The organism is Acinetobacter sp. CIP 64.2 (genome assembly GCF_000369645.1).
In the GTDB taxonomy this organism is placed as follows: domain Bacteria; phylum Pseudomonadota; class Gammaproteobacteria; order Pseudomonadales; family Moraxellaceae; genus Acinetobacter.
The window spans coordinates 2,028,891-2,052,305 of the sequence record NZ_KB850122.1 but is presented as its reverse complement, the minus strand read 5'-3'; the positions used below and the strand labels follow the sequence as shown (position 1 = coordinate 2,052,305).

Sequence of the window (23,415 nt, the reverse complement as noted above, 5' to 3'; positions counted from 1 at the left end):
AAGTTTGTCAGGATCTAAAATCCGTTAATGCTGTTCGGTTGCGATTTCCGAAGCAGCTGCTGGTTCAATATGTTGCTGTTGTTGCGCTTTACGTTGTGCACCTGGCATATAATCCGGTTCTTGGGTCATGGCCAAATAGAAAAAGCTTAAAAAGATGGTACTGAGGACCCCGACAATGATGACAAATTTCCATCCCAATACGGTTTCTTCATTTGAATCTTTTTTTGGGGATGGCTGGTTATTCATAATAAATTCCAAAAATAACAAAAACAAAACTAGATTTTGCGCCTTTTGCGGCTGATTTGCCAAGTGGAAATATACACTTCTTGATTGTGTTGAGTGAGTCAGCACTTTGAATGGTGCACACAGACGAGATTTCTGTCATCTCATCCGTTTTATCATCGGCACGATGTGCGGCCATTCAGACGGTTATTGACTTGAACTAGAGATGATTACAGTGCGTTCCAGTCCTCAATCGCCTTAAAACCTGTTTCCAGACCGACATCATAGCTATAGCGAATCTTGGCCTTATCCTTGGAAAGACGACCTGCCATGTTTTTTAAATCAGGGGGACACACTTCCAGAATTTTCTGGTCAGAGGCTGAGCGGGTAAATTCGACAGCATCGTTATAACGTTGGGTGCGAGTCAAAAGACTATGTGCAAAACCACGTTGCTGCTTAAACAGGTATTTGGCAAGCAATTGGTCACCTTTACTGCTGGCCTTATAATAATTTTTTGGGCGAGTTCGGAGTACCATGAGTTTAGAGACATCATGCTGTTGCGCTGCCCAATGTACGGGCAAGGCATCGGCAACACCCCCATCAAAGTAGGGCTCACCAAATACTTCAACGGCTTGACGTGTTAATACTGGAATCGAGCTCGAGGCTCTTAATCCGTCAAGAATATTGTCTTTCGAAGCTTTGATATAGGTGGCTTCACCTGAAATAGCATGGGTCAACACCATATAAAATTCAGGATGATTGGCAAATAGATGGGCTTGATTGAGAGGATGTTCTTTTTCAACGATGTCCCACATCCATTTTAAATCCAGTAAGTCACCCCCTTTGAAAAAGCGACCATATTGGATAAATTCAGAACGAAGTGAGTGGTCGAGGTAGAGATTTAGCGTACGACCTTGCTGTGCGGCAAGATAATTGGCGACATTGGTCGAACCTGAAGAGACACCAACGCAGAGATCAAAAGGGTTAAATTGTTGCTGTAAAAATGCATCTAAGACACCACTGGTGAATGCGCCACGCATGCCACCGCCTTCAACGACCAGTGCCTGACGATTTTGTTGAAGCATTGAAAATCTCGAGTACCATGATAAACCCATGTTTTACACGGATTTATCATATTCGACAATAACACTTTAGTGATTGTGTTGATGTGCTTCAGTTGAGCCAGTTTCTGTCGACATTGAGGATTGTGACATTTCAGCAGGGGTTGCCGCTTTTTTCTGGTTCATTGGCATATAATCTGGTTCATTATTAATAGCCAAGTAGAAAATCACCATAAACAAAAAACTAAGAATTGTGGTGATAATTAATGCTTTCCAGCCCCAAGGCGAAGTTTCTGGGCAGAGTTTTTCAGACATAAGAAATTTCCAAATGATGCAAAAAAATAAAGCAGAATTGCTGAAGTTATAGCATAAATTGTGATGCATTACTCAGATGTTTTGCTGTGATTTTGTCGAACCTATAAAAAAGCCCGTATAGACAAGGAGTTCCATACGGGCGTTAATCGGCTTGGCTAAATCGAGATTATTGAATCACTGCCTTTTGTTGCGCTTTCTCTCTCAATAATTTTGGTGGTGTGAAACGTTCACCATATTGATCGGCTAGTTGCTCAGCACGTTGTAAGGATTTTTCAATGCCATTTTGATTCAGGAATTGAATCGCACCCCCTGTCCAAGGGGCAAAGCCAATTCCAAAAATCGAACCGACATTGGCATCAATCACAGATTCTAATACGCCTTCTTCATAGCAACGCAACGTATCCAGTGCCTGCACAAACAGGAAACGGTCAATCATGTCTTGTTCAGAAATATTGTTGTCTTTTTGCCAGCGACTGAGCCCATCCCATAAATGTTTTTTACCATTTTCAGGATAGTCATAGAAACCTGCACCGGCCGCTTTGCCTTTACGGTTTAGCTCGTGAATCATGGTGTGTACCACCTCATCCACTGGGGTTTTCGGTAAATCTTTGCCTTCTGCTTGTAAGGCTTTGCGAGTTTCTGCTGCAACATGTTCAGTCAAGGTTAGAGAGACTTCATCCTTAATCGCCAGTGGGCCAACCGGCATACCTGCTTTCAATGCGGCCATTTCAATTTTGGCAGGGTGTACACCTTCTGCGAGTAAACGCATTCCTTCTTGGATGAATGTACCAAACACGCGACTGGTAAAGAAGCCACGGCTGTCGTTCACCACGATTGGAGTTTTGGCAATTTGCTGAACAAAGTCATAAGCCTTGGCCAAAGTTTCGGCAGAGGTTTGTTTGCCTTTGATAATTTCAACCAGTTGCATCTTATCCACTGGGCTAAAGAAATGCAGCCCAATGAATGTTTGAGCATCTTTACTCGCTGTCGCCAAACCTGTGATGGGCAGGGTCGAGGTATTCGATGCAAAGATTCCACCTTCAGCCAAATATTGTTCAGCTTCCTGAGTCACTTTAGCTTTCAGTTCCTGATTCTCAAACACTGCTTCAATGATCAGGTCACAGCCTTGTAAGTCAGCTGCATCTGCTGTTGCGGTAATCAGTGCAAGCACTTGATCACGTTTTTCTGCCGTCATACGACCTTGTGAAACACGTTTATCCAAAAGTTTCTGTGAATAAGCTTTGCCTTTTTCTGCATTTTCAACAGAGACATCTTTCAGGATCACAGGAATGCCTTTGATTGCGGTTGAATAGGCAATGCCTGCACCCATCATCCCTGCACCTAACACACCGACTTTGGTCGCTTGCCATTTTGCAACTTCAGCAGGGCGGCTTACGCCTGATTTGATTGCATTCAGACCATGCCAGAAGGTACCGATCATATTTTTAGAAATCTGACCGACCGTGAGTTGAGTAAAGTAACGTGATTCGATACGCAAAGCGGTATCAATATCAACCTGTGCACCTTCAACCGCAGCCGCCATGATCGCTTCAGGCGCAGGATAGCAACCTTTGGTTTTGTCACGTAGCATCGCAGGGGCAATCGCAAGCACTTGTGCAACTGCAGGCGTTTTGGGATCGCCCCCCGGAATTTTGTAGCCTTTCACATCAAAAGGTTGTTGCGATTTCGGATTGGCTTTGACCCAAGCAATGGCTTTGTCTAATAGCTCTTGCTCATTTTCAGCAGTGTCATGTACCAGACCCAACGATTTTGCTTTATCCACGCCAAACTGCTTACCTTCCATCAAGAATGGAAATGCATTTTGTAAGCCCAACAAACGCACCATACGCACGATACCGCCACCACCTGGCAGCAAGCCTAAGGTTACTTCAGGCAAACCAAATTTGGTTTTTGGATCATTGATGGCAATACGGTAATGGCAGCCCAACGCAATTTCCCAACCACCACCCAGTGCCGTACCATTTAAGGCAGCAACAACAGGTACACCTAAAGTTTCAATCGTACGTAAGTCACCTTTGAGCTCTTCAATCATTTTGAAGAATTCAGTAGCATGTTCAGGTTGTACTTGAATCAATTCATCCAAGTCACCGCCTGCAAAGAAGGTTTTCTTGGCAGAACGGAAAATAATGCCTTTCAGATCCGTTTCTGTTTTAAGCTTTTGGCTGACTTCATTGAGTGAATCACGGAATTCTGCATTCATGGTATTGGCAGATTGACCCGATGAATCAAGAGTAAGAATTACAATATTGTCCGCGTTTTTTTCGTATTTAATAGCGCTCATGTTGTTCTCCTCACACCAACTCAATAATGGTGGCAATCCCCATTCCACCACCGACACACAAGGTAGCCAAGCCACGTTTTTTACCTTGACGCTCTAATTCATCCAGCAAAGTGCCTAAAATCATCGCGCCAGTCGCACCCAATGGATGGCCCATGGCAATAGCACCGCCATTGACGTTGACTTTCTCGGCAGGAACCTTGAGTTCATTGATAAAACGCATTACGACTGCTGCAAAGGCTTCGTTGACTTCAAACAGATCGATGTCATCAATGCTTAAGCCTGCTTTGGCCAAAGCTTTACGTGCAGCAGGGGCAGGACCTGTCAGCATGATGGTTGGATCTGTACCCACCAAGGCCGTTGCCAGTACTTTGGCACGTGGTTTTAAACCTTGTTCTTTGACGGCTTTTTCAGAAGCCAATAACACCACCGCAGCACCATCAACGATGCCTGAGGAGTTACCTGCATGATGCACATGGTTAATTTTTTGTGCTTCAGGATACTTCTGTAGCGCAACCGCATCGAAGCCCATTTGTCCCATCATTTCAAAGCTGGCATTGAGTTTTGCCAAGCCTTCAACTGTGGTATTGCCTTTAATAAATTCATCTTTTTCTAAGATCAGCACACCTGAATGATCTTTAACAGGCACTACGGATTTGTCGAAATAACCTTTGGCTTGAGCCGCAGCCGCTTTTTGCTGCGAACCGACGGCAAAAGCGTCTACATCTTCGCGGCTATAGCCATCTAAAGTGGCAATTAAGTCTGCGCCAACACCTTGTGGCACAAAAGACGATTTTAAGTTGGTTTCAGGATCAAGTGCCCAAGGACCACCATCAGAACCCATTGGGATACGTGACATCGATTCCACGCCACCGGCAACTACCACATCTTCCCAACCTGAACGGACTTTTTGTGCTGCCAAATTGACCGCTTCTAAGCCAGACGCACAGAAACGGTTGATTTGTACGCCGGCCACATCATCATTCCACCCTGCAGCAATCGCAGCGGTTTTGGCAATATCGCCCCCTTGATCTGCAATTGGAGTGACACAACCTAAAACAATGTCATCGACTTTTGAGGTATCCAGTTGGTGACGTTGTTGTAATTCATTCAATAATGATGTGAGTAAAGTAATCGGTTTGACTTCATGCAGTGAGCCATCTTTTTTTCCTTTTCCGCGTGGCGTGCGAATGGCATCAATAATGTAGGCCTCGCTCATAGGTTTTCCTTGTATCACCTTAAAATTGTTGTTTATCGAGTGTACTCAATTTAAGTGTCAGTGCAATGATGATAAACATTGACAAGTTTGATGTTTTTCGCCAATGGGCTGAGAAATTCAGACAATCGTTAATTTTGGTGTCTTTTGATATGTCTGACAGTGTCTTCGATTAGACTGGTGCTTGAAAATGAGAGATAGAAATGATGAGCGAAAGCACATGATAAAAACCAAGCGCCACTATGCAGTGATGGCATTGATCTTGTCACTTTTGGGATGCGATACCTCGGGACGGGATGTTGATAACAGCACAGCAAAGCAGGATAAAAACAAGATGAGTCAAACCTATTCCAATCAAGTTGCTGATGACAAAATGTTGTTGGTATTGTCTGCACCTTCTGTACATGACCCTTATTACAAATCTGCTTTTCAACGGATTGTCGATTTCCAGATTGATTATGCCAAGTCCATTTTGGGTAATGATAATGTGGTGATTGTGGTCGATAAAGACACCAAACCGTATTTCACTGGCAAAGTGCCAGAAGACATTTTACTGGTGGATGATGTCCGTGATATCTGGATGCGTGATTTTACTACCGTTAATCCAATGCAACCGGTGCAATTTACTTATACGTGGGCGTCGATGACGCAGAAGCAAAGTAAAGATGTGCAAAAAAGCTTTAGTCGTTTTACAGATCGCTATCAGATTCAAAGCGCCAAAACTGATCTGATGCTTGATGGGGGGAATCTGGTTGATGACTATGCGGGTCGTGTGATTACCACCACACGTTTCATGGAAGATAATGAACTGAGTTATAACGAGGCCAAACAAGAGTTAAAAGCCACGTTGGGTGCAACCGAAGTTGCAATTTTAGAACCAGATGAAGAAGTACTAGCACATTCGGATGGCATGGTCAGTTGGGTAGATAAAAATACCTTGTTGGTGAATGACTATTCAAAAACGCCTGCATTTAGAACAACGGTGATGAAGGAGTTAAAAGCTTCATTTCCAACTGCAAAAATTGTCGAAGTGCCTGTGGAATATAAAACTAATCCCAAAGGGCAATGGGAAGGTTTTGAGTCGGCTTGTGGGGTGAATTTAAATGCCACGGTCACGCATCATAATATTTATGTGCCGACCTTTAATATGCCGCATGATCAAAAAGCACTCATGATTATCCAGCAAAATACCAGTAAGAAAGTTATTCCTATAAATGCCGAAAGTGTTTGTCCAATGGGCGGTAGTGTGCGTTGTCTGACTTGGCAGGTAACTGGAGACAATGCCGTGAAACTTATTCAAGCGGCAAGAGATAAGTGATAGATGTGTCATTATTTAAATAGGAAGAAGAGAAAAACATTGAGTGCTTATGAATAACGTCGAGAAGCCATGAAGTTTATCAATGTCGTCGGTACATCTGCTGCTGGAAAAACCACTTTTGCTCGTCAACTTGCTCAAAAGCTAGGATTGTCTTACATTGAAATGGATGATTTATTTTGGCTGGATGATTGGCAAGAAACACCTGATCATGAGTTTTTTGCTAAATTACAACATCAAATGGATCAAGCCGCTGGTGGATGGGTGCTTGATGGTAATTATTCTCGAACCCAAGATTTGAAGCTTAAATATATTGATACGATTATTTGGCTGGATTATTCATTTTCGTTAAATCTGTACCGCTCAGTTAAAAGAGCAATTAGTCGAGCGGTGACACAAAAAAGATTATGGGAAAATTCCAATAATCGAGAAAGTTTCAAGACCAGTTTTCTGTCTAAGGATTCGATTATTTTATGGATGATTACCCATCATGCTCAAAATCGTAAAAAGTATTTGGCGATGATGAATGATGCTCGATATCAGCATATCCAGTTTATTCGTTTGACTTCGCCAAAACAGACAGCAGTATTTTTAAACGAGATGGATACTCATTTATTTAACTTGTAGAAAGAAGCTTATCCAGATTGCTTAATCTGATAAATCTAAATGAAAGAATTGGTTGTAGGGTGATTCGTTATATTCTGCGAAAGCAGCACCTTCAACAAATCCAAACTTCTTATACAGTTTGATTGCGGCATCAAAGTGAACGTCTTTTCCTGTTTCTAAACTGACTCTTTGATAGTGACGTTGTTGAGCGAGTTTTAATAAAAATTCAAGCAGTTGTGCTGCGACCCCTTGACGTAAATGGGCAGGATGAGTCCGCATAGATTTGATTTCTGCGTGGTCGGGTGTCAGTTCTTGGATTGCGCCACAGCCCAGTAATTGCTCATCGTTCCACAAGGTATAGACGCTAATTGAATCTTTTTGCAGACTGCTGAGGTCTAATGCAAAACTATGTTCCAGTGGGGTATTTTGATGTAGACCATGCAAATGGAGATAAATCAAATTTTGAACTTGTGGATGGCAGAAGTCAGCTTTTTTAATGATCATTGTTATTCAAGCAAATTGTAGAGGTCTGCTTGATTATTAGCACATTTAAAAAGCAATGTTCAACTGTATAAAGTTGAACATTGCTTTGTTGTTATATTAGTTGTGATGCCCGTGCAACTGACGATATAAACCAGGGGTTACTCCCGTCCATTTCTTAAAGGCACGGTGGAAGGTACTGGTTTCACTAAAGCCGACTTGCTGTGCTACATCTTCAAGGGTGAGATTTGGTGTCAACAATAAATGAATTGCAGCATCACGACGTAAGGCATCTTTTACGCCTTGATAGCTTTTACCTTCTGCAGCCAAACGACGACGTAAGGTTTGCGGTGATAAATACAACATTGCCGCGACATCATTCAGTGTTGGCATTTCTTCACCAATCTGGCTCTTTAATACATCACGGATACGCGAAGTCAATGAGTTGGTATTTTTGAACTTCACTAACAACTGGGCAGGTGCTGCTTTCAGGAATTCTTCTAAAGTTTTTTCATCTTGACGGATCGGGAGATCCAGATAATCGGCAGCAAATGTAATTTCGGTGCGTGGTGCATCGAACTGCATCACTGGAGCAAAAAACAAGGCATCATATTCATCGGCATGATTTGGACGCTCATAACCAAAATGCACGCGCTCTAAAGGTAGACGACGTTCAATTAACCATGACGCAAGACCATGCCAGATCATCAGCATGCTTTCAGTAATAAAGTGATCTGGATCTAAAGCTTTGGGAATGTGTGGAACCAAACGTGCTTCATGTTTATCACGCTCTAAGCTGACCGCCCACTCATCTCCAAACAGTTTGTAGAATTGAGAGGAGAGTTCCAGTGCCTGACCAAGCGTTTTGGAATGGATAATCAATTGGCACATGATGGCAAAAGTACCTAAACGACGCGGTTGTATATCAAAACCGACATGTTCGTCTTGGGTGACCATCCATAACATTTTTATAAAACGGGTGTACTGCTCTGGAGAGATTCGAGCCTTCGGTTGGCGGAGTAGTTCTGCTTCTATGCCGACATGTGAAAGTAATGTTTCAACGTCCATGCCTAGGCGTTTAACACCTGTTAAAGCCGCATTCACGAAGTGGATGCTGATCGTATCACGGCTCATATTGAATCCTTCAGTTTCTTTACTATTCACGATAATTGACCTAAATAACCGTCTAAAATAAAAAGGGCTTGTTAGTTGATCAGATATAGCTGCGACAATAGACATTTTTTAGATGGTACAAGGCGTGGCTTGTGAAATTTAGTACTTCTAAATGAGCATGACATAACGCAGTAGCATCAAAAAATGCTTTTGTCCCGTAGGGTTGTAACAAAAATTTCCTCATACATCGTTATAAAACTTGGAAATGAATTATCATTCCTGTCGTTTCATGCCTCGTCTGATAAAATTTTTGCCAACAACGCAACATATATATGATCAATTAACAAGCCCTATGGCAATTGACAAGAAAAATAATTGCGCCTTGTATACATGTTAAATTGCCGAAACTATCAAGGTAAATGGCTGAACATGACATTGTTTTTGTGTTTATCCACACCTAGTATAAAAGAAAATTTAAACAAATTGAGTAAAAAATATTATGCCATCTGCACTAAAGGGATTGAAAGTCCTCGACTTTTCGACTTTGTTACCAGGACCATTTGCCAGTATGTACCTTGCGGACATGGGTGCAGAAGTTATCCATGTGGAATCACCGACGCGTCCCGATCTGGTACGGATTATGCCACCCTATGCTAACGGTCAGGCCACTGCACATAGTTACCTGAATCGAAATAAACAGTCGATTGCACTCGACCTGAAAGATGTCGCTAATATTGAACTGATCAAAAATAAAATCTCTGAGTTTGATATTGTACTAGAGCAATTTCGTCCTGATGTCATGCGTCGTTTAGGCTTGGATTATGAAACTTTAGCTGAGATTAATCCGCGTTTAATCTACTGTTCCATTACAGGCTATGGTCAGACAGGAACATATAAAGATCGGGCAGGACATGATATTAACTATTTAGCACTGGCAGGTGTATCGGGGCATAGCGGTCGTCAGGAGGGAGGTCCACCACCACTGGGGATTCAAATTGCAGATGTGGCGGGCGGCTCTTTACATGCAGTGATTGGTATTCTGGCTGCTGTGGTTGAACGGCAACGCAGTGGTCTTGGGCAATATATTGATATTTCCATGACGGATTGTGTGGCGAGTCTGAATAGTATGGCCGCTTCAGCAAGTCTGGCAGGACAAACACCACAGGCTGCTGAGGCAGGAATGTTAAATGGTGCAAGCTTCTATGATTATTATCAAACCAAAGATGGACGTTACTTCTCGGTGGGGAGTTTAGAGCCACAATTCATGGCAGGTCTGGCTACAGCTTTAGAGCTACCTATATTGCTTGCCAAAGGGACATCCTTTGATCCAGAAGATCGACAAGCGGTGAAACAAGCCTTGCAGGAAAAGTTTCAAACTCAAGATTTTGCTGCATGGCAGCATTTGTTCCAACGTCTGGATATCTGTGTTGAACCTGTACTCAGTCTGGATGAAGCATTGGTCTCGCCCATCGCGCAGCAACGGGGTTGGGTGGTAGAAGTTCCATTATCGGAAAATGCAGCACAAACTGAGCCTCAGTTGGCCTGCCCAATCAAATTTTCTCGTTCACAAATGAAGTATGCTTTTATTGGTCAGGGTTTGGGTGAGGGTAAATGGTAGAAAATATGTGCGACCAATCACTGATTGTTAAAATATTGTACAGATTGTTAACATTTTGAATAAGTTGTAATTTAAAAATAAGAGTAACCTTTTATACACAATAACATAAAAGGTTACGTAAACATGACAATCTCTAAATCTATGATTGTTTCCTGTTTATCCGTTCTCTCATTGAGTCTTTTCACACAACATACTCAAGCAGCTTCTTCCGCATTTGATCCAAATGGTCAATGGCTGTTTGGTGATTGGAACGGTCAACGCACTGCGTTGCAAGAACAGGGTTACAAATTTTCTGCTGATTACACTGGTGAATTTGCAGGGGTTTTAGATTCTAAACAACACTCAAGCCATGGCAGTGAATTCACTGGGCAGTTGGCTTTAGGTACTCATTTCGACCTGAATAAAATTTTAGGTTGGCAGGATACTGAAGCCCAAATCACGGTAACCTATCGTGATGGTCAGTCTTTGTCTCAAACTGCAGATGCCTTACAAGGACATCTTAGTTCTGCGCAAGAAGTCTGGGGGCGTGGTCAAACATGGCGTTTAACTGACCTGTGGATCAAGAAGAAATTTTTAGATCAGGCTTTGGATATCAAAGTGGGTCGTTTCGGCGAAGGTGAAGATTTCAATAGCTTTGACTGTGATTTCCAAAACTTGGCCTTATGCGGTTCTCAGGTGGGTAACTGGGTTGGTGACCAATGGTATAACTGGCCAGTAAGCCAATGGGCATTGCGTGTCAAATACAACTTGCAACCCGACCTATACGCACAAATCGGGGCATATGAATATAACCCTGAAAACTTGCAACGTGGCAAAGGTTTTAACCTGAGCACAGATGGTTCACGTGGCGCGATTATTCCAGCAGAAGTGGTCTGGACTCCAAAATTGAGTGCGCAGTCTTTACCAGGCGAGTATCGTTTTGGTTATTACTATAGTACTGCTGATGCTGCTGAAATTGAAAATCCTGCCAGAACCGGACATAAACAGGGTGGCTGGTTTACAGCGAAGCAGCAGCTCACTCGCCATGATGGTCAGTCTGATCGTGGTTTAACGGGCTTTGTGAATATTACAGTTCACGACTCGAAAACCAATTCGGTTAAAGACATGCAAAATGTTGGTTTAATCTATAAAGGCCCATTTGATCAGCGCCCTAGAGATGAACTTGCTTTGGGTGTCGCGCGTATTCATGCCAACGATAAAAATAATGGTTTACTGGATGACGAATATAACACCGAGTTGTATTACGGCATTCATGCGACCAACTGGTTGACCATTCGTCCAAATATTCAATATGTCCGTCATGTCGGTGCACTGAAAGATGGTGATAAGACTTGGGTTGGCGGGATTAAGTTCCAAACCATTTTCTAATTTCGATATTCGGGCAACTTTGCAGCGTGAGGCCAGACATGGGTGAGATCTGCAAAGTTGTTGTGATTTGAACTCGACCATAAAAACAGACCTTTTTTGCTTTTTATGGATCCAAAATATAAAAGATGCAAGGTGATCTTATGAATCAATCTGCTTCAAAATCTGGGCTTAGAACATTGACGGTGGTGATTATCGCCCTCATTGCATTGTTCTTGCTGATTGGTGGTATCTGGCTCGCAGTAATTGGTGGGTCTTTTTATTATGTGATTGCAGGCGTACTGTTACTGGTTGTAGCAGTACAACTTTATAAACGAGCGTCAGGGCCTTTATGGGTCTATGCTGGATTGATGTTAGGTAGCGTTGTTTGGGGTGTTTGGGAAGTTGGAACCGATTTCTGGGCACTGGCACCGCGTCTTGATATCCTCGGCATTTTGGGGTTGTGGTTACTGGTACCTGCGGTAACGCGTGGTATTGATAATCTCAGTTCGAGTAAAGTTGCGCTATCATCGACTTTAGCGATTGCGATTGTGGTGATGGTGTATTCGATCTTCAATGATCCACAAGAAATTAATGGGGTGATTCAAACACCTCAGCCCGCACAAGCGAAAGCAGTGGAGGGTATCGCACCTGAAGATTGGCCAGCATACGGTCGTAGTCAGGGTGGTGAGCGCTACTCGCCATTGACACAGATCAATGATAAAAACGTTAAAGATCTAAAAGTAGCTTGGACATTGCGTACTGGCGATTTCCGTACTGAAAATGATTCGGGTGAAACCACCAATCAGGTCACACCAATCAAGATTGGCAATAACATGTTTATGTGTACGCCACATCAACATTTGATTTCAATTGATCCTGCGACAGGTAAGGAAAAATGGCGTTTTGATCCGAAACTCAAAGCGGATAAAACTTTTCAGCATTTAACTTGTCGTGGTGTGATGTACTACGATGCGGCCAATACCACTGAATTTGCAACCAGTTTACAGGCGAAAAAGTCGAGTTCAACTGAGTGTCCGCGTAAAGTATTTGTACCTGTGAATGATGGCCGTTTAGTTGCTGTGAATGCAGATACAGGTAAGGCATGTTCTGACTTTGGTCAAAACGGTGAAGTAAACTTACAGGAATTCATGCCATACGCCTACCCAGGTGGTTATAACCCGACTTCTCCAGGTGTGGTTTCTGGTACAACTGTGGTGATTGCTGGTTCTGTAACGGATAACCATTCGAATAAAGAGCCTTCAGGTGTCATCCGTGGTTATGATGTCAACACGGGTAAGTTGTTATGGGTATTTGATACAGGTGCAGCTGATCCAAATGCAATGCCTGGTCAAGGCACAACGTTTGTACATAACTCACCTAATGCTTGGGCGCCGCTTGCCTATGACTCAAAACTGGATATCGTCTATGTACCAACAGGCGTCGGTACACCAGATATCTGGGGGGGTGACCGTACTGAGTTGAAAGAGCGTTATGCCAACTCAATGCTGGCGATTAATGCAACGACAGGTAAGTTGGTCTGGCACTTCCAAACCACACATCATGATTTGTGGGATATGGATGTACCATCACAACCTTCATTGGCCGATATTCAAGATAAATCAGGTCAAACAGTCCCTGCGATTTATGTATTGACCAAAACAGGGAATGCCTTTGTTTTAGATCGTCGTAATGGTCAGCCGATTGTACCGATTACAGAGAAACCTGTTCCGCAAACGGTGAAATGGGGTCCTCAAACCAAAGGTGAGTTTTATTCAAAAACTCAACCGTTCTCTGACTTCGATTTAGCACCAAAAGACAAATTGACGGATAAAGACATGTGGGGTGCCACCATGTTTGACCAGTTGATGTGTCGTGTGAAATTTAAAAGTTTGAACTATGATGGTATTTATACGCCACCTTCTGAAAACGGAACTTTAGTATTCCCTGGTAACTTGGGGGTATTTGAGTGGGGTGGTATGTCTGTGAATGCGGACCGTCAGGTTGCAGTCATGAACCCGATTGGTTTACCGTTCGTAAGCCGTTTAATTCCAGCAGATCCAAATCGCCAAGCGGTTGCACGTGGTGCTGGTACGGAGCATGGCATGCAACCGATGTATGGCACGCCATATGGTGTGGATATCAGCCCGTTCCTTTCCCCATTAGGTTTGCCATGTAAACAACCAGGCTGGGGCTTTGTTGCTGGTGTGGATTTAAAAACCCATGAAGTGGTCTGGAAAAAACGTATTGGTACCATCCGTGATAGCTTGCCAACATTATTCCAATTACCACCAGTGAAAATTGGTGTGCCTGGTTTAGGTGGTTCGATTTCGACTGCGGGTAATGTGATGTTTGTTGGTGCAACACAAGATAACTATATTCGCGCATTCAATGTTTCAAATGGTGACAAGTTATGGGAAGCACGTTTACCTGCGGGTGGACAAGCAACACCAATGACTTATGAAGCCAATGGCAAACAGTATGTGGTGATTATGGCGGGTGGACACGGTTCATTCGGCACCAAAATGGGTGATTATCTCGTGGCTTATGCATTGCCAGATAAGAACTAATTTCATTTAGAAATTATCCGAAAAAGCCTAGATTCGTCTAGGCTTTTTCTTTTTGTGGCAATTAGATAGGCTTATCAATAAAACCGTTATTAAATATGCAAAAAAAGCATTTTGTTGATGAATGAAAGCTCGCTATGCTAGTCGCCTTTATAATGAATGACTAGCCATACGCCATGTATTTATATACGGATTTCGATCAACAGCTGATTAACCAACGTGTTGCTCAGTTTCGCGATCAAACAGAACGCTATTTAGCAGGAAAATTAACAGAAGACGAATATCGTCCATTACGTTTGCAAAATGGTCTGTATGTGCAACGTTATGCGCCTATGCTCCGTATCGCTGTGCCGTATGGCTTGATGAATACCAAACAACTTAGAAAAATTGCTGAAATTGCGACTGAATATGACCGTGGCTATGCGCACGTTTCAACGCGTCAAAATATTCAGTTGAACTGGCCTGCATTAGAAAATGTCCCTGATATCCTTGCTGAACTGGCAACGGTACAAATGCATGCCGTACAAACCTCAGGTAACTGTATCCGTAATACTACGACTGACCAGTTTGCAGGTGTAGTTGCGGGTGAAATTGCGGATCCACGTCCGACCTGTGAATTGATTCGTCAGTGGAGTACCTTCCATCCTGAATTTGCCTTTTTGCCACGCAAGTTCAAAATCGCGGTTTCGGCTTTAGCAGAAAAAGACCGTGCTGCCACAGCATTCCATGACATCGGTGTTTATCTGGTGCGTAATGATGCAGGCGAAATGGGTTACAAAATTATGGTGGGTGGTGGTTTGGGGCGTACCCCGATCATTGGTAGTGTGATCCGTGAATTCTTGCCACGTGAAGATTTGATTGCTTATTTGGAAGCAACTTTACGTGTGTATAACTTGCATGGCCGCCGTGATAACAAATACAAAGCACGTATCAAAATTTTGGTGAAAGCTTTAACACCAGAAGTATTTGCACAAAAAGTGGAAGCTGAGTTTCAGCACACACGCGAAACATTAAAGATTCAACCTGAAATCTTGAAAAAATTGGATGAAGAGTTCACTCCATTTGCTTATCAAGATTTAGAAGATCAAGATTTCACAGCTTTGTTTGCCGAACATCCGAAATTCAAACAATGGTTTAACGTTAATACCAATGCACATAAAGTCAAAGGCTATCGTATTGTGACGATTTCCTTGAAGCGTGCCGGCGTTGCTCCTGGTGATGTCACCACTGAAGAAATGAACTTAATCGCAGATTTAGCCGATAAGTATACCTTTGGTGAGTTCCGTACCACCCATGAACAAAATATTTCGTTGGTTGATGTACCACAAAAAGATTTATTTGAATTGTGGCAAACGCTTGAACATCACAACATGGCGCGTGCGCATATTGGCTTTATTACCGATATTATTTGCTGTCCAGGTGGCGACTTCTGCTCATTGGCCAATGCCAAATCAATTCCGATCTCGGAAGCGATCAGCCGCCGTTTTGAAGATTTAGACACGATCTATAATTTAGGTGAACTGGATCTAAACATTTCTGGCTGTATGAATGCTTGTGGTCATCACCATGTCGGCAACATTGGTATTCTCGGTGTGGACAAAAAAGGTGCTGAGTTTTATCAGATCACGCTGGGTGGACATGCTGATCATGATGCATCATTAGGGGATATCCTAGGCCCATCTTTTGCTGCAGATGCTGTACCTGATGTGATTGATGAAATCTTGAATACCTACCTTGACTTACGTAATGAAGGTGAGCGCTTTATTGATACTTACCGCCGTGTCGGCATTCAACCATTTAAGGAGCGTGCTTATGCTTAATACAACGCTACAAGTGCTGTTTAAAGATGGCACGATTGCTGACAATAGCTACCAAATCATTACCGAAGAGGGCGTTGTTCCACAGGGGGATGTGGTGCTTACAACGGCACAGTTGGATCAATTAGCACATGTACAAGGTAAGAAGGCGTTGTACATTACTGTTGATGATTCACCTGAAACACACCAATTTCCATTAAATGAACTGGATGCGATCTTTATTGAGTTTGCAGGTTTCAATGATGGTCGTGGTTATTCATTTGCTGCTTTATTACGTCGCCAAGGTTATCAAGGTGAGTTACGAGCGGTCGGTGATATCTTTAAGGACGTTTTAAACTATTTAAAACGTTCTGGCTTTGACACTTTTGTGGTGAAAGAGGGTAAGGATATTCATGAAGCGGCTGCAGGGCTTCAGGACTTTACCAACCCTTATCAAGCTTCAACTGCTGTGCCACAGGCAAGTTATCAAACTGGTGCGTAAAGAGATTGAAACAAAAAAAGCTGAACTTTGGTTCAGCTTTTTTATTTGATGCAGATTATTCATCTAACTGGCAATTGATCATCCATTTAATTCCAAACTGATCGGTAAAAGCGCCATAAAGCGCACCCCAGAAGGTCTTTTCGAGTGGCATTTCAATTTGGCCATTCGCAGACAAAGCATCAAATAGTCGTTGCGCTTCATCCAACTCATCCGGGTCAAGATTGATTGAAATATAGTGATTTGTACCTTGGGTAAAGACACTGTTGGGAGCACAGAACTGGTCATTGGTATCAGATGCCATCAATACGGTAAATTCATTGATGGGTAAGGACACATGTAAAATTAAATTTTTATCGGCTTCTGATAGGCTAATACCTTCAGTCGGTGGCATATCACCATAACGACTAAGCATGGCAAATTCACCACCAAACACAGATTTATAAAAGTTAAATGCTTGTTCTGCTTGTCCTTTGAAATTTAGATAATGATTGAGTTGCATGGGGGACTCCTTGTTGTTTTTTTATACAATGCATAACTTATCGGGATTTTAGCAATGGATGCATTATTTTTTGTAATCCCAAACCTAAAAAATCCTGCATTACGCAGGATTTTTTGAACAAATTGAAAAATTATTTAGATCAATTCAATTGCGACCGCAGTTGCTTCACCACCACCGATACACAGTGCAGCAACACCTTTCTTACCACCTGTACGTTTAAGGGCGTGAATCAATGTCAGGATAATACGAGAGCCTGTAGAACCAACAGGGTGGCCCAATGCACAGGCACCGCCATTGATATTGACTTTTTCAGCATCTAATTTGAAATCATCGATTGGGCACATGGTGACCATCGCAAAAGCTTCATTGATTTCCCATAGATCGACGTCTTGCGCATCCCAACCAGCTTTGTTCAATACTTTTTCAATCGCGCCTACAGGAGCAATGGTAAATTCAGAAGGGTGCTGTGAGTTTGAAGCAGTTGCAATAATTTTTGCCAAAGGCTGTAAACCACGTTGCGTTGCAACATCGCTAGATGTTAACACCAGTGCAGATGCACCATCCGAGATTGAGCTTGCGTTTGCGGCGGTAATGGTTCCGTCTTTTGCAAAAGCGGGTTTAAGTGATGGAATCTTGTCAATTTTTGCACTTAATGGTTGTTCATCCTGATCAATCACCACGTCGCCTTTACGTGTCGAAACGGTAACAGGTACGATCTCATCCTTAAAGTAACCTTCAGTAATGGCCTTTTGTGCGCGTTGCAAAGAACGAATCGCAAAATCATCCATTTGTTCACGTGTATAGCTGCGTTTATTGGCCATATCTTGGGCAAATGAGCCCATTAAACGACCTGTTTCAGCATCTTCTAAGCCATCAAGGAACATATGGTCTTTAATTTCACCATGGCCCATACGATAGCCAGCACGTGCTTTAGGTAATATATACGGTGCGTTGGTCATTGATTCCATACCGCCCGCAACGACGATTTCTGCACTGCCAGCCTTGATCATATCAGTTGCTTGCATCACGGCTTTCATGCCAGAACCGCAAAGCTTGTTAATAGTGACTGCACCGGTAGAATCTGGTAGACCTGCTTGACGCATGGCTTGACGTGCAGGGCCTTGTTTTAAACCCGCTGGTAAAACACAACCCATGATTACTTCTTCTACATCGGTTGGTTGTAGGCCAGAACGAGCAATTGCTTCTTTAATTGTTACTGCACCTAGTTCTGGTGCTGTTACACCTGAAAGTGCACCTTGGAAGCCGCCCATTGCTGTACGAGCGCCGTTAACGATTACGATGTCAGTCATGATGTGTCTCCACACTTATAATTTATAAAAATGTTCCAAACTTAAGCAGTATAGTAAAAAAAGCATCTGAATAAAGTGTTTTACCTATTTTAGGCTAGACTGAAGAGTTTTTAGCAACGCGATAACTTTTCGAAACGTATATTACCCATTCGGCTTAACATAATTTTCGTATGATAGTTTGGAGAGGTTGAGCAATAGATGAAACTGCCGTTGGATGCTAGAGGAAGACCATTGCTGGATTGAAATATAATAGAATCGGGGGTATTGCCAAATGCTCTATAGCTTAAATGACCATATTTATGGTTGAGTGCAATTGTAAATAACAATGTTTCCTCTGCATCTCGTTGTCTATTCCGATTGCTATCAATAAATCCAATAAAACCTTTATTCCAGTCATGATCACAATGAATCTCATCTGAACTTGGGCACAGCATCACATTTTGATGATGAAGTTGTGCATCCGTTTTTGCTTTTTGTATATGAATTGTGAGGATTCTTTTAAGGTAGGCAGCTTCGTTTGAGATCATAATTTCACGGAAATAGGGGACTGCAAAGGTGGCAAGAATGGCTAAAACTCCAAGCGTGATGATTAATTCGATTAGAGTCAGTCCATGGAATTTAAACATATTATCTCTTTGTGTTTTTATTAAATTTTTGATTAACAAATACTTGGATTGATTTTTTATAATCCGGAACAGGATCGGTAATAAAAATATTACTAATAAATTAATTAAGAAATACTAAATCGCAAGCTTTAAAACCATAATTCATCCCAATATTAAATGGGAATTGAAAATTTACTGAACTACAACGGAAATTGTAAGAAATTTTGTCAATAATTTACGAGGTTAAAGTTATCAAGCACTTGGAAAATTCATCAAGTGTTTGTATGATTCAAAGTGAAGTGAATAGCTTAAAAAATAATACTGTTGGACATTCGTGTTCTCAGGACGAAAAATCATAGGCTAAGCTTACACAACAAACAATTGTTATCTCTGGAGGATATCCATGAAATTGAGTCGTATTGCACTTGCTATGCTTGTTGCTGCTCCTTTAGCTGCTGCTAATGCGGGTATTACAGTAACACCATTGATGCTTGGTTACACATTCCAAGATTCTAAAAGCAACAATGGTCCTAAGCATTTAACAAATGCTCCTGAAATTAAGGATGACTTATTTGTTGGTGCTGCACTAGGTGTTGAATTAACGCCATGGTTAGGTTTTGAAGCTGAATACAACCAAGTTAAAGGTGATGTAGACGGTTCTACTCCTAATGCTAGCTACAAACAACAACAAATCAACGGTAACTTCTATGTTACTTCTGATTTGATCACTAAAAACTATGACAGCAAAATCAAGCCTTACGTATTGTTAGGTGCTGGTCATTACAAATATACATTTGATGATGCTACTCCAGCTCAATTGGGTCGCGCTGGTCGTGGCTTGAAAGAAGAAGGTACTTTGGGTAATGCAGGTTTTGGTGCTTTCTGGCGCTTGAACGATGCTTTGTCTCTTCGTACAGAAGCTCGTGGTACTTATAACATCGATGAAGATTTCTGGAACTATACTGCACTTGCAGGCTTAAACGTAGTTCTTGGTGGTCACTTGAAACCTGCTGCTGCAGTAGTAGAAGTTACTCCAGTTGAACCAACTCCAGTTGCTCCACAACCACAAGAGTTGACTGAAGACCTTAACATGGAACTTCGCGTATTCTTCGATACGAACAAGTCTGACATCAAGCCACAATACAAGTCTGAAATTGCTAAAGTTGCAGAGAAGTTAGCTGAGTACCCGAATGCGACAGCTCGCATTGAAGGTCACACAGATAACACTGGTCCACGTAAGTTAAACGAACGTTTATCTTTAGCGCGTGCTAACTCTGTTAAGTCTGCACTTGTTAACGAATACAACGTAAGCGCATCTCGTTTGACAACTCAAGGTTTCGCTTGGGATCAACCGATTGCTGACAACAAAACTAAAGAAGGTCGTGCTATGAACCGTCGCGTATTTGCTGCGATCAGCGGTAGCCGTACTGTTCTTGTACAACCAGGTCAAGCTAGATAATCTCTAGTTAAGATCATAAAAAAGCGACTCAATTGAGTCGCTTTTTTTATGGATATAAGTGTTTTTGTGGCATTGATGTAAAAGTAAACAATACTTGGTCAAAAACTAGCATAATCTGATTTTAATCTTGAGCGTTGCATGGGGATTATTTAGTTTTATTGAAAAGATTTTGGTAGCTTGTTAAAATTTTGATTAAAAAGTGATAAGCTCTCAGCGCTTTATTTGACGTTGTTAAATGAGAAAGTTCTAGCTTTTTGGGCGAGAAATAGGTCATTTTTTCAGTGGCTGCAAACTAAATGTTGTTAAATACTTGGAATGTTGGCCAAGTATTTGTATGATTCAACACCAAGTGAATGACTGAAAAAGATGCAATAAAGCTATTTCTCAGTATTCAAAATTATTAGATAGAGTTTAGAGAACAACAGTTTTTGTTTTGGAGGATATTCCATGAAATTGAGTCGTATTGCACTTGCTATGCTTGTTGCTGCTCCTTTAGCTGCTGCTAATGCGGGTATTACAGTAACACCATTGATGCTTGGTTACACATTCCAAGATTCTAAAAGCAACAATGGTCCTAAGCATTTAACAAATGCTCCTGAAATTAAGGATGACTTATTTGTTGGTGCTGCACTAGGTGTTGAATTAACGCCATGGTTAGGTTTTGAAGCTGAATACAACCAAGTTAAAGGTGATGTAGACGGTTCTACTCCTAATGCTAGCTACAAACAACAACAAATCAACGGTAACTTCTATGTTACTTCTGATTTGATCACTAAAAACTATGACAGCAAAATCAAGCCTTACGTATTGTTAGGTGCTGGTCATTACAAATATACATTTGATGATGCTACTCCAGCTCAATTGGGTCGCGCTGGTCGTGGCTTGAAAGAAGAAGGTACTTTGGGTAATGCAGGTTTTGGTGCTTTCTGGCGCTTGAACGATGCTTTGTCTCTTCGTACAGAAGCTCGTGGTACTTATAACATCGATGAAGATTTCTGGAACTATACTGCACTTGCAGGCTTAAACGTAGTTCTTGGTGGTCACTTGAAACCTGCTGCTGCAGTAGTAGAAGTTACTCCAGTTGAACCAACTCCAGTTGCTCCACAACCACAAGAGTTGACTGAAGACCTTAACATGGAACTTCGCGTATTCTTCGATACGAACAAGTCTGACATCAAGCCACAATACAAGTCTGAAATTGCTAAAGTTGCAGAGAAGTTAGCTGAGTACCCGAATGCGACAGCTCGCATTGAAGGTCACACAGATAACACTGGTCCACGTAAGTTAAACGAACGTTTATCTTTAGCGCGTGCTAACTCTGTTAAGTCTGCACTTGTTAACGAATACAACGTAAGCGCATCTCGTTTGACAACTCAAGGTTTCGCTTGGGATCAACCGATTGCTGACAACAAAACTAAAGAAGGTCGTGCTATGAACCGTCGCGTATTTGCTGCGATCAGCGGTAGCCGTACTGTTCTTGTACAACCAGGTCAAGCTAGATAATCTCTAGTTAAGATCATAAAAAAGCGACTCAATTGAGTCGCTTTTTTTATTTGAGTAATTTAAATATGGAGTCATTTTGTTCTCCTTGGTCGTTAGGGGGATTTTGAGTTACCACATCTGTTTTTTTAGTTGCTGTTTGGCATCCTGTCTTGCACGGCGATGCTGGGCTCGCGGCTTTTCTGTTTCATGAACGCCACCTTTGTGTAATAAAGGGGAGAGTGCAACAGGGTTGCGCACTTTGATTTTAGGCATTTCCTTGAGTTTCATATCATTAACCTTTAATGCATAAGATTTGTTTGAGGGTGTGTACAATTTCGATCAAGTCCGCTTGGTTTGCCATAACTTGATCAATATCTTTATAGGCAGCTGGAATTTCATCAATCACAGCGCTGTCCTTTCGGCATTCAATCCCTTGGGTTTGCTGAATCAAGTCATCTTGGCTAAATAGCAGTTTTGCCTTACTGCGGCTCATCTTTCTACCTGCACCATGTGAACATGAGCAAAAGGACTCTGGATTGGCCTTGCCTTTGACGATATATGAGCGAGCTCCCATTGAACCTGGGATAATGCCCAATTCATCCTGACCTGCCCGAATTGCACCTTTACGTGTTATCAATAGATTCTCACCAAAGTGGGTTTCTTGACTCACATAATTGTGGTGGCAGTTAATTGCTTCTTTGGTCATTTGAAAAGGTGGTAGTAGTGGACGAATCGCTTCTAGGATCAGACGCATCATTTCACGTCTGTTTTCAAAGGCGTACTCTTGTGCCCATTGCACGGCTTCAACATAATCGTCAAAACTATTTGAGCCTTCAGCAAAATAACTTAAGTCTTTGTCCGGAACGTGACCGAAACGATGCTGTGCTTCTTTCTTTGCCAATTCAATGAAATATGTGCCGATCACATTGCCTAAACCGCGGCTACCTGAGTGTAGCATGACCCAGACGTCCTGATTTTCATCAAGACACAGTTCAATAAAATGATTGCCACCCCCTAAGGTCCCCAGCTGTTTTTGCCAAGTGGCATCAAACTTTCTAAGCATTCGAACCAGACCTGGATGTTTCTTGATGATGGGTTGTAAGCGTTTTTCTAGCGGAATAATACTAGAAGCTTTAGCTTTCACTTGTTTGTGTAATTCAAAGCCGACAGGGACTTTGCGTTCAATTGCATGGCGTAATGGTGCTAGATGATCTGGTAGTTGTGACGCTTTAAGATTGAGTCGAATCGCATTCATGCCACAACCGATATCAACCCCTACGGCTGCGGGGATGATGGCATTTTTTGTGGGAATCACGCTACCTACAGTCGCACCTTTGCCGACATGTACATCAGGCATCACGGCAATATGTGAATAAACAAATTGTAGTTGTGCCATTTTTTTCAGTTGTTCAATACTTTCGCTATCAATGTCGTTGGTGAAAATTTTCACTGGAACGCCATATTCAGCCTCAGCATTGAGAATTTTTTGTATGCCCATTTTCTTGTCTCGGGTATTTTAATTGTTGGTCCGAATAGGCGTAAAAAAACCTAGCGAATGCTAGGTTAAATAGAGCATTCGGACAAGCGATCATAATATTTGAACACT

At 42.1% G+C, this 23,415-nt stretch carries 22 protein-coding genes; 9 read left to right on the top strand and 13 right to left on the bottom strand.

Annotated elements, in window-relative coordinates:
* Positions 1 to 24: 24 nt before the first annotated feature.
* The 6 genes from F895_RS01590 to F895_RS01610 form a co-directional block, all read right to left on the bottom strand.
* Positions 25 to 246, bottom strand: a complete 222-nt coding sequence (locus F895_RS01590) for a hypothetical protein (protein ID WP_005244154.1) — start codon at positions 244 to 246, stop codon at positions 25 to 27.
* Positions 239 to 421 (bottom strand): hypothetical protein, encoded by a 183-nt coding sequence (locus tag F895_RS0119135; RefSeq protein WP_010590162.1) that lies wholly within the window; start codon positions 419 to 421, stop codon positions 239 to 241. The genes F895_RS01590 and F895_RS0119135 overlap by 8 nt, the downstream gene beginning before the upstream one ends.
* Positions 422 to 452: 31 nt before the next feature.
* Entirely contained in the window at positions 453 to 1,307 is an 855-nt protein-coding gene (locus F895_RS01595) for a patatin-like phospholipase family protein (protein WP_005244152.1), read from the bottom strand.
* Between the two features lie 66 nt (positions 1,308 to 1,373).
* Positions 1,374 to 1,598 carry a hypothetical protein gene (locus F895_RS01600; protein ID WP_005244151.1) on the bottom strand — a complete coding sequence of 75 codons (225 nt, stop codon included), beginning with the start codon at positions 1,596 to 1,598 and terminating at the stop codon, positions 1,374 to 1,376.
* A 166-nt stretch (positions 1,599 to 1,764) separates the two neighbouring features.
* Positions 1,765 to 3,900, bottom strand: coding sequence for a 3-hydroxyacyl-CoA dehydrogenase NAD-binding domain-containing protein (locus F895_RS01605; protein ID WP_005244149.1), 2,136 nt, complete (start codon positions 3,898 to 3,900; stop codon positions 1,765 to 1,767).
* A 10-nt stretch (positions 3,901 to 3,910) separates the two neighbouring features.
* The gene (locus F895_RS01610; RefSeq protein WP_005244148.1) at positions 3,911 to 5,116 is read right to left on the bottom strand and encodes an acetyl-CoA C-acetyltransferase; all 1,206 of its coding nucleotides are present in this window, start codon (positions 5,114 to 5,116) and stop codon (positions 3,911 to 3,913) included.
* A 217-nt stretch (positions 5,117 to 5,333) separates the two neighbouring features.
* Here F895_RS01610 and F895_RS01615 point away from each other — a divergent pair, with 217 nt between their 5' ends.
* Both F895_RS01615 and F895_RS01620 read left to right on the top strand, forming a co-directional pair.
* Positions 5,334 to 6,431 carry an agmatine deiminase family protein gene (locus tag F895_RS01615; RefSeq protein WP_010590163.1) on the top strand — a complete coding sequence of 366 codons (1,098 nt, stop codon included), beginning with the start codon at positions 5,334 to 5,336 and terminating at the stop codon, positions 6,429 to 6,431.
* 69 nt (positions 6,432 to 6,500) lie between these two features.
* Positions 6,501 to 7,055 (top strand): shikimate kinase, encoded by a 555-nt coding sequence (locus F895_RS01620; RefSeq protein WP_005244144.1) that lies wholly within the window; start codon positions 6,501 to 6,503, stop codon positions 7,053 to 7,055.
* A gap of 21 nt (positions 7,056 to 7,076) precedes the next feature.
* Here the strand turns inward: F895_RS01620 and F895_RS01625 are convergent, their stop codons facing one another.
* Both F895_RS01625 and F895_RS01630 read right to left on the bottom strand, forming a co-directional pair.
* The gene (locus F895_RS01625; protein WP_005244142.1) at positions 7,077 to 7,538 is read right to left on the bottom strand and encodes a GNAT family N-acetyltransferase; all 462 of its coding nucleotides are present in this window, start codon (positions 7,536 to 7,538) and stop codon (positions 7,077 to 7,079) included.
* Between the two features lie 96 nt (positions 7,539 to 7,634).
* Positions 7,635 to 8,648, bottom strand: a complete 1,014-nt coding sequence (locus tag F895_RS01630; RefSeq protein WP_005244141.1) for an AraC family transcriptional regulator — start codon at positions 8,646 to 8,648, stop codon at positions 7,635 to 7,637.
* A 478-nt stretch (positions 8,649 to 9,126) separates the two neighbouring features.
* On the opposite strand from F895_RS01630, the gene F895_RS01635 reads away from it, so the two are divergent.
* From F895_RS01635 to F895_RS01655, 5 genes are all read left to right on the top strand, one after another.
* Positions 9,127 to 10,245 (top strand): CaiB/BaiF CoA transferase family protein, encoded by a 1,119-nt coding sequence (locus tag F895_RS01635; protein ID WP_005244139.1) that lies wholly within the window; start codon positions 9,127 to 9,129, stop codon positions 10,243 to 10,245.
* A gap of 144 nt (positions 10,246 to 10,389) precedes the next feature.
* Positions 10,390 to 11,613: a carbohydrate porin gene (locus F895_RS01640; protein WP_171057887.1), complete on the top strand. Its 1,224-nt coding sequence runs from the start codon at positions 10,390 to 10,392 to the stop codon at positions 11,611 to 11,613.
* Positions 11,614 to 11,753: 140 nt separating this feature from the next.
* On the top strand, positions 11,754 to 14,159 hold the full coding sequence (locus tag F895_RS01645) for a glucose/quinate/shikimate family membrane-bound PQQ-dependent dehydrogenase (protein WP_005244129.1): 2,406 nt from the start codon (positions 11,754 to 11,756) through the stop codon (positions 14,157 to 14,159).
* A gap of 173 nt (positions 14,160 to 14,332) precedes the next feature.
* Positions 14,333 to 15,976 (top strand): nitrite/sulfite reductase, encoded by a 1,644-nt coding sequence (locus F895_RS01650; protein ID WP_005244127.1) that lies wholly within the window; start codon positions 14,333 to 14,335, stop codon positions 15,974 to 15,976.
* Positions 15,969 to 16,454 carry a DUF934 domain-containing protein gene (locus tag F895_RS01655; protein WP_005244124.1) on the top strand — a complete coding sequence of 162 codons (486 nt, stop codon included), beginning with the start codon at positions 15,969 to 15,971 and terminating at the stop codon, positions 16,452 to 16,454. The genes F895_RS01650 and F895_RS01655 overlap by 8 nt, the downstream gene beginning before the upstream one ends.
* Positions 16,455 to 16,509: 55 nt before the next feature.
* Here F895_RS01655 and F895_RS01660 read toward each other — a convergent pair whose 3' ends face one another.
* From F895_RS01660 to F895_RS01670, 3 genes are all read right to left on the bottom strand, one after another.
* Entirely contained in the window at positions 16,510 to 16,953 is a 444-nt protein-coding gene (locus F895_RS01660; protein ID WP_005244123.1) for a VOC family protein, read from the bottom strand.
* Between the two features lie 134 nt (positions 16,954 to 17,087).
* Positions 17,088 to 18,263 carry a thiolase family protein gene (locus tag F895_RS01665; protein WP_005244121.1) on the bottom strand — a complete coding sequence of 392 codons (1,176 nt, stop codon included), beginning with the start codon at positions 18,261 to 18,263 and terminating at the stop codon, positions 17,088 to 17,090.
* A 110-nt stretch (positions 18,264 to 18,373) separates the two neighbouring features.
* Complete coding sequence (locus tag F895_RS01670) at positions 18,374 to 18,889, bottom strand: GspH/FimT family pseudopilin (RefSeq protein WP_005244120.1); 516 nt, start codon at positions 18,887 to 18,889, stop codon at positions 18,374 to 18,376.
* A 382-nt stretch (positions 18,890 to 19,271) separates the two neighbouring features.
* Here F895_RS01670 and omp38 (F895_RS01675) point away from each other — a divergent pair, with 382 nt between their 5' ends.
* Both omp38 (F895_RS01675) and omp38 (F895_RS01680) read left to right on the top strand, forming a co-directional pair.
* The gene (gene omp38, locus F895_RS01675; protein ID WP_005244119.1) at positions 19,272 to 20,327 is read left to right on the top strand and encodes an outer membrane protein Omp38; all 1,056 of its coding nucleotides are present in this window, start codon (positions 19,272 to 19,274) and stop codon (positions 20,325 to 20,327) included.
* Between the two features lie 447 nt (positions 20,328 to 20,774).
* Entirely contained in the window at positions 20,775 to 21,830 is a 1,056-nt protein-coding gene (omp38, locus tag F895_RS01680) for an outer membrane protein Omp38 (RefSeq protein WP_005244119.1), read from the top strand.
* Positions 21,831 to 21,938: 108 nt separating this feature from the next.
* Here the strand turns inward: omp38 (F895_RS01680) and F895_RS20130 are convergent, their stop codons facing one another.
* Together F895_RS20130 and F895_RS01685 are read right to left on the bottom strand one after the other, a co-directional pair.
* The gene (locus F895_RS20130; RefSeq protein WP_005244118.1) at positions 21,939 to 22,097 is read right to left on the bottom strand and encodes a hypothetical protein; all 159 of its coding nucleotides are present in this window, start codon (positions 22,095 to 22,097) and stop codon (positions 21,939 to 21,941) included.
* 4 nt (positions 22,098 to 22,101) lie between these two features.
* Positions 22,102 to 23,307 carry an RtcB family protein gene (locus F895_RS01685; RefSeq protein ID WP_005244117.1) on the bottom strand — a complete coding sequence of 402 codons (1,206 nt, stop codon included), beginning with the start codon at positions 23,305 to 23,307 and terminating at the stop codon, positions 22,102 to 22,104.
* Between the last annotated feature and the right edge of the window lie 108 nt (positions 23,308 to 23,415).

What these genes read in the sequence shown, in the direction of transcription:
- F895_RS01590 (WP_005244154.1), bottom strand. Translation starts at nt 246, where the DNA reads ATGAATAACCAGCCATCCCCAAAAAAAGATTCAAATGAAGAAACCGTA.
- F895_RS0119135 (WP_010590162.1), bottom strand. Translation starts at nt 421, where the DNA reads ATGGCCGCACATCGTGCCGATGATAAAACGGATGAGATGACAGAAATC.
- F895_RS01595 (WP_005244152.1), bottom strand. Translation starts at nt 1,307, where the DNA reads ATGCTTCAACAAAATCGTCAGGCACTGGTCGTTGAAGGCGGTGGCATG.
- F895_RS01600 (WP_005244151.1), bottom strand. Translation starts at nt 1,598, where the DNA reads ATGTCTGAAAAACTCTGCCCAGAAACTTCGCCTTGGGGCTGGAAAGCA.
- F895_RS01605 (WP_005244149.1), bottom strand. Translation starts at nt 3,900, where the DNA reads ATGAGCGCTATTAAATACGAAAAAAACGCGGACAATATTGTAATTCTT.
- F895_RS01610 (WP_005244148.1), bottom strand. Translation starts at nt 5,116, where the DNA reads ATGAGCGAGGCCTACATTATTGATGCCATTCGCACGCCACGCGGAAAA.
- F895_RS01615 (WP_010590163.1), top strand. Translation starts at nt 5,334, where the DNA reads ATGATAAAAACCAAGCGCCACTATGCAGTGATGGCATTGATCTTGTCA.
- F895_RS01620 (WP_005244144.1), top strand. Translation starts at nt 6,501, where the DNA reads ATGAAGTTTATCAATGTCGTCGGTACATCTGCTGCTGGAAAAACCACT.
- F895_RS01625 (WP_005244142.1), bottom strand. Translation starts at nt 7,538, where the DNA reads ATGATCATTAAAAAAGCTGACTTCTGCCATCCACAAGTTCAAAATTTG.
- F895_RS01630 (WP_005244141.1), bottom strand. Translation starts at nt 8,648, where the DNA reads ATGAGCCGTGATACGATCAGCATCCACTTCGTGAATGCGGCTTTAACA.
- F895_RS01635 (WP_005244139.1), top strand. Translation starts at nt 9,127, where the DNA reads ATGCCATCTGCACTAAAGGGATTGAAAGTCCTCGACTTTTCGACTTTG.
- F895_RS01645 (WP_005244129.1), top strand. Translation starts at nt 11,754, where the DNA reads ATGAATCAATCTGCTTCAAAATCTGGGCTTAGAACATTGACGGTGGTG.
- F895_RS01650 (WP_005244127.1), top strand. Translation starts at nt 14,333, where the DNA reads ATGTATTTATATACGGATTTCGATCAACAGCTGATTAACCAACGTGTT.
- F895_RS01655 (WP_005244124.1), top strand. Translation starts at nt 15,969, where the DNA reads ATGCTTAATACAACGCTACAAGTGCTGTTTAAAGATGGCACGATTGCT.
- F895_RS01660 (WP_005244123.1), bottom strand. Translation starts at nt 16,953, where the DNA reads ATGCAACTCAATCATTATCTAAATTTCAAAGGACAAGCAGAACAAGCA.
- F895_RS01665 (WP_005244121.1), bottom strand. Translation starts at nt 18,263, where the DNA reads ATGACTGACATCGTAATCGTTAACGGCGCTCGTACAGCAATGGGCGGC.
- F895_RS01670 (WP_005244120.1), bottom strand. Translation starts at nt 18,889, where the DNA reads ATGTTTAAATTCCATGGACTGACTCTAATCGAATTAATCATCACGCTT.
- omp38 (WP_005244119.1), top strand. Translation starts at nt 19,272, where the DNA reads ATGAAATTGAGTCGTATTGCACTTGCTATGCTTGTTGCTGCTCCTTTA.
- omp38 (WP_005244119.1), top strand. Translation starts at nt 20,775, where the DNA reads ATGAAATTGAGTCGTATTGCACTTGCTATGCTTGTTGCTGCTCCTTTA.
- F895_RS20130 (WP_005244118.1), bottom strand. Translation starts at nt 22,097, where the DNA reads ATGAAACTCAAGGAAATGCCTAAAATCAAAGTGCGCAACCCTGTTGCA.
- F895_RS01685 (WP_005244117.1), bottom strand. Translation starts at nt 23,307, where the DNA reads ATGGGCATACAAAAAATTCTCAATGCTGAGGCTGAATATGGCGTTCCA.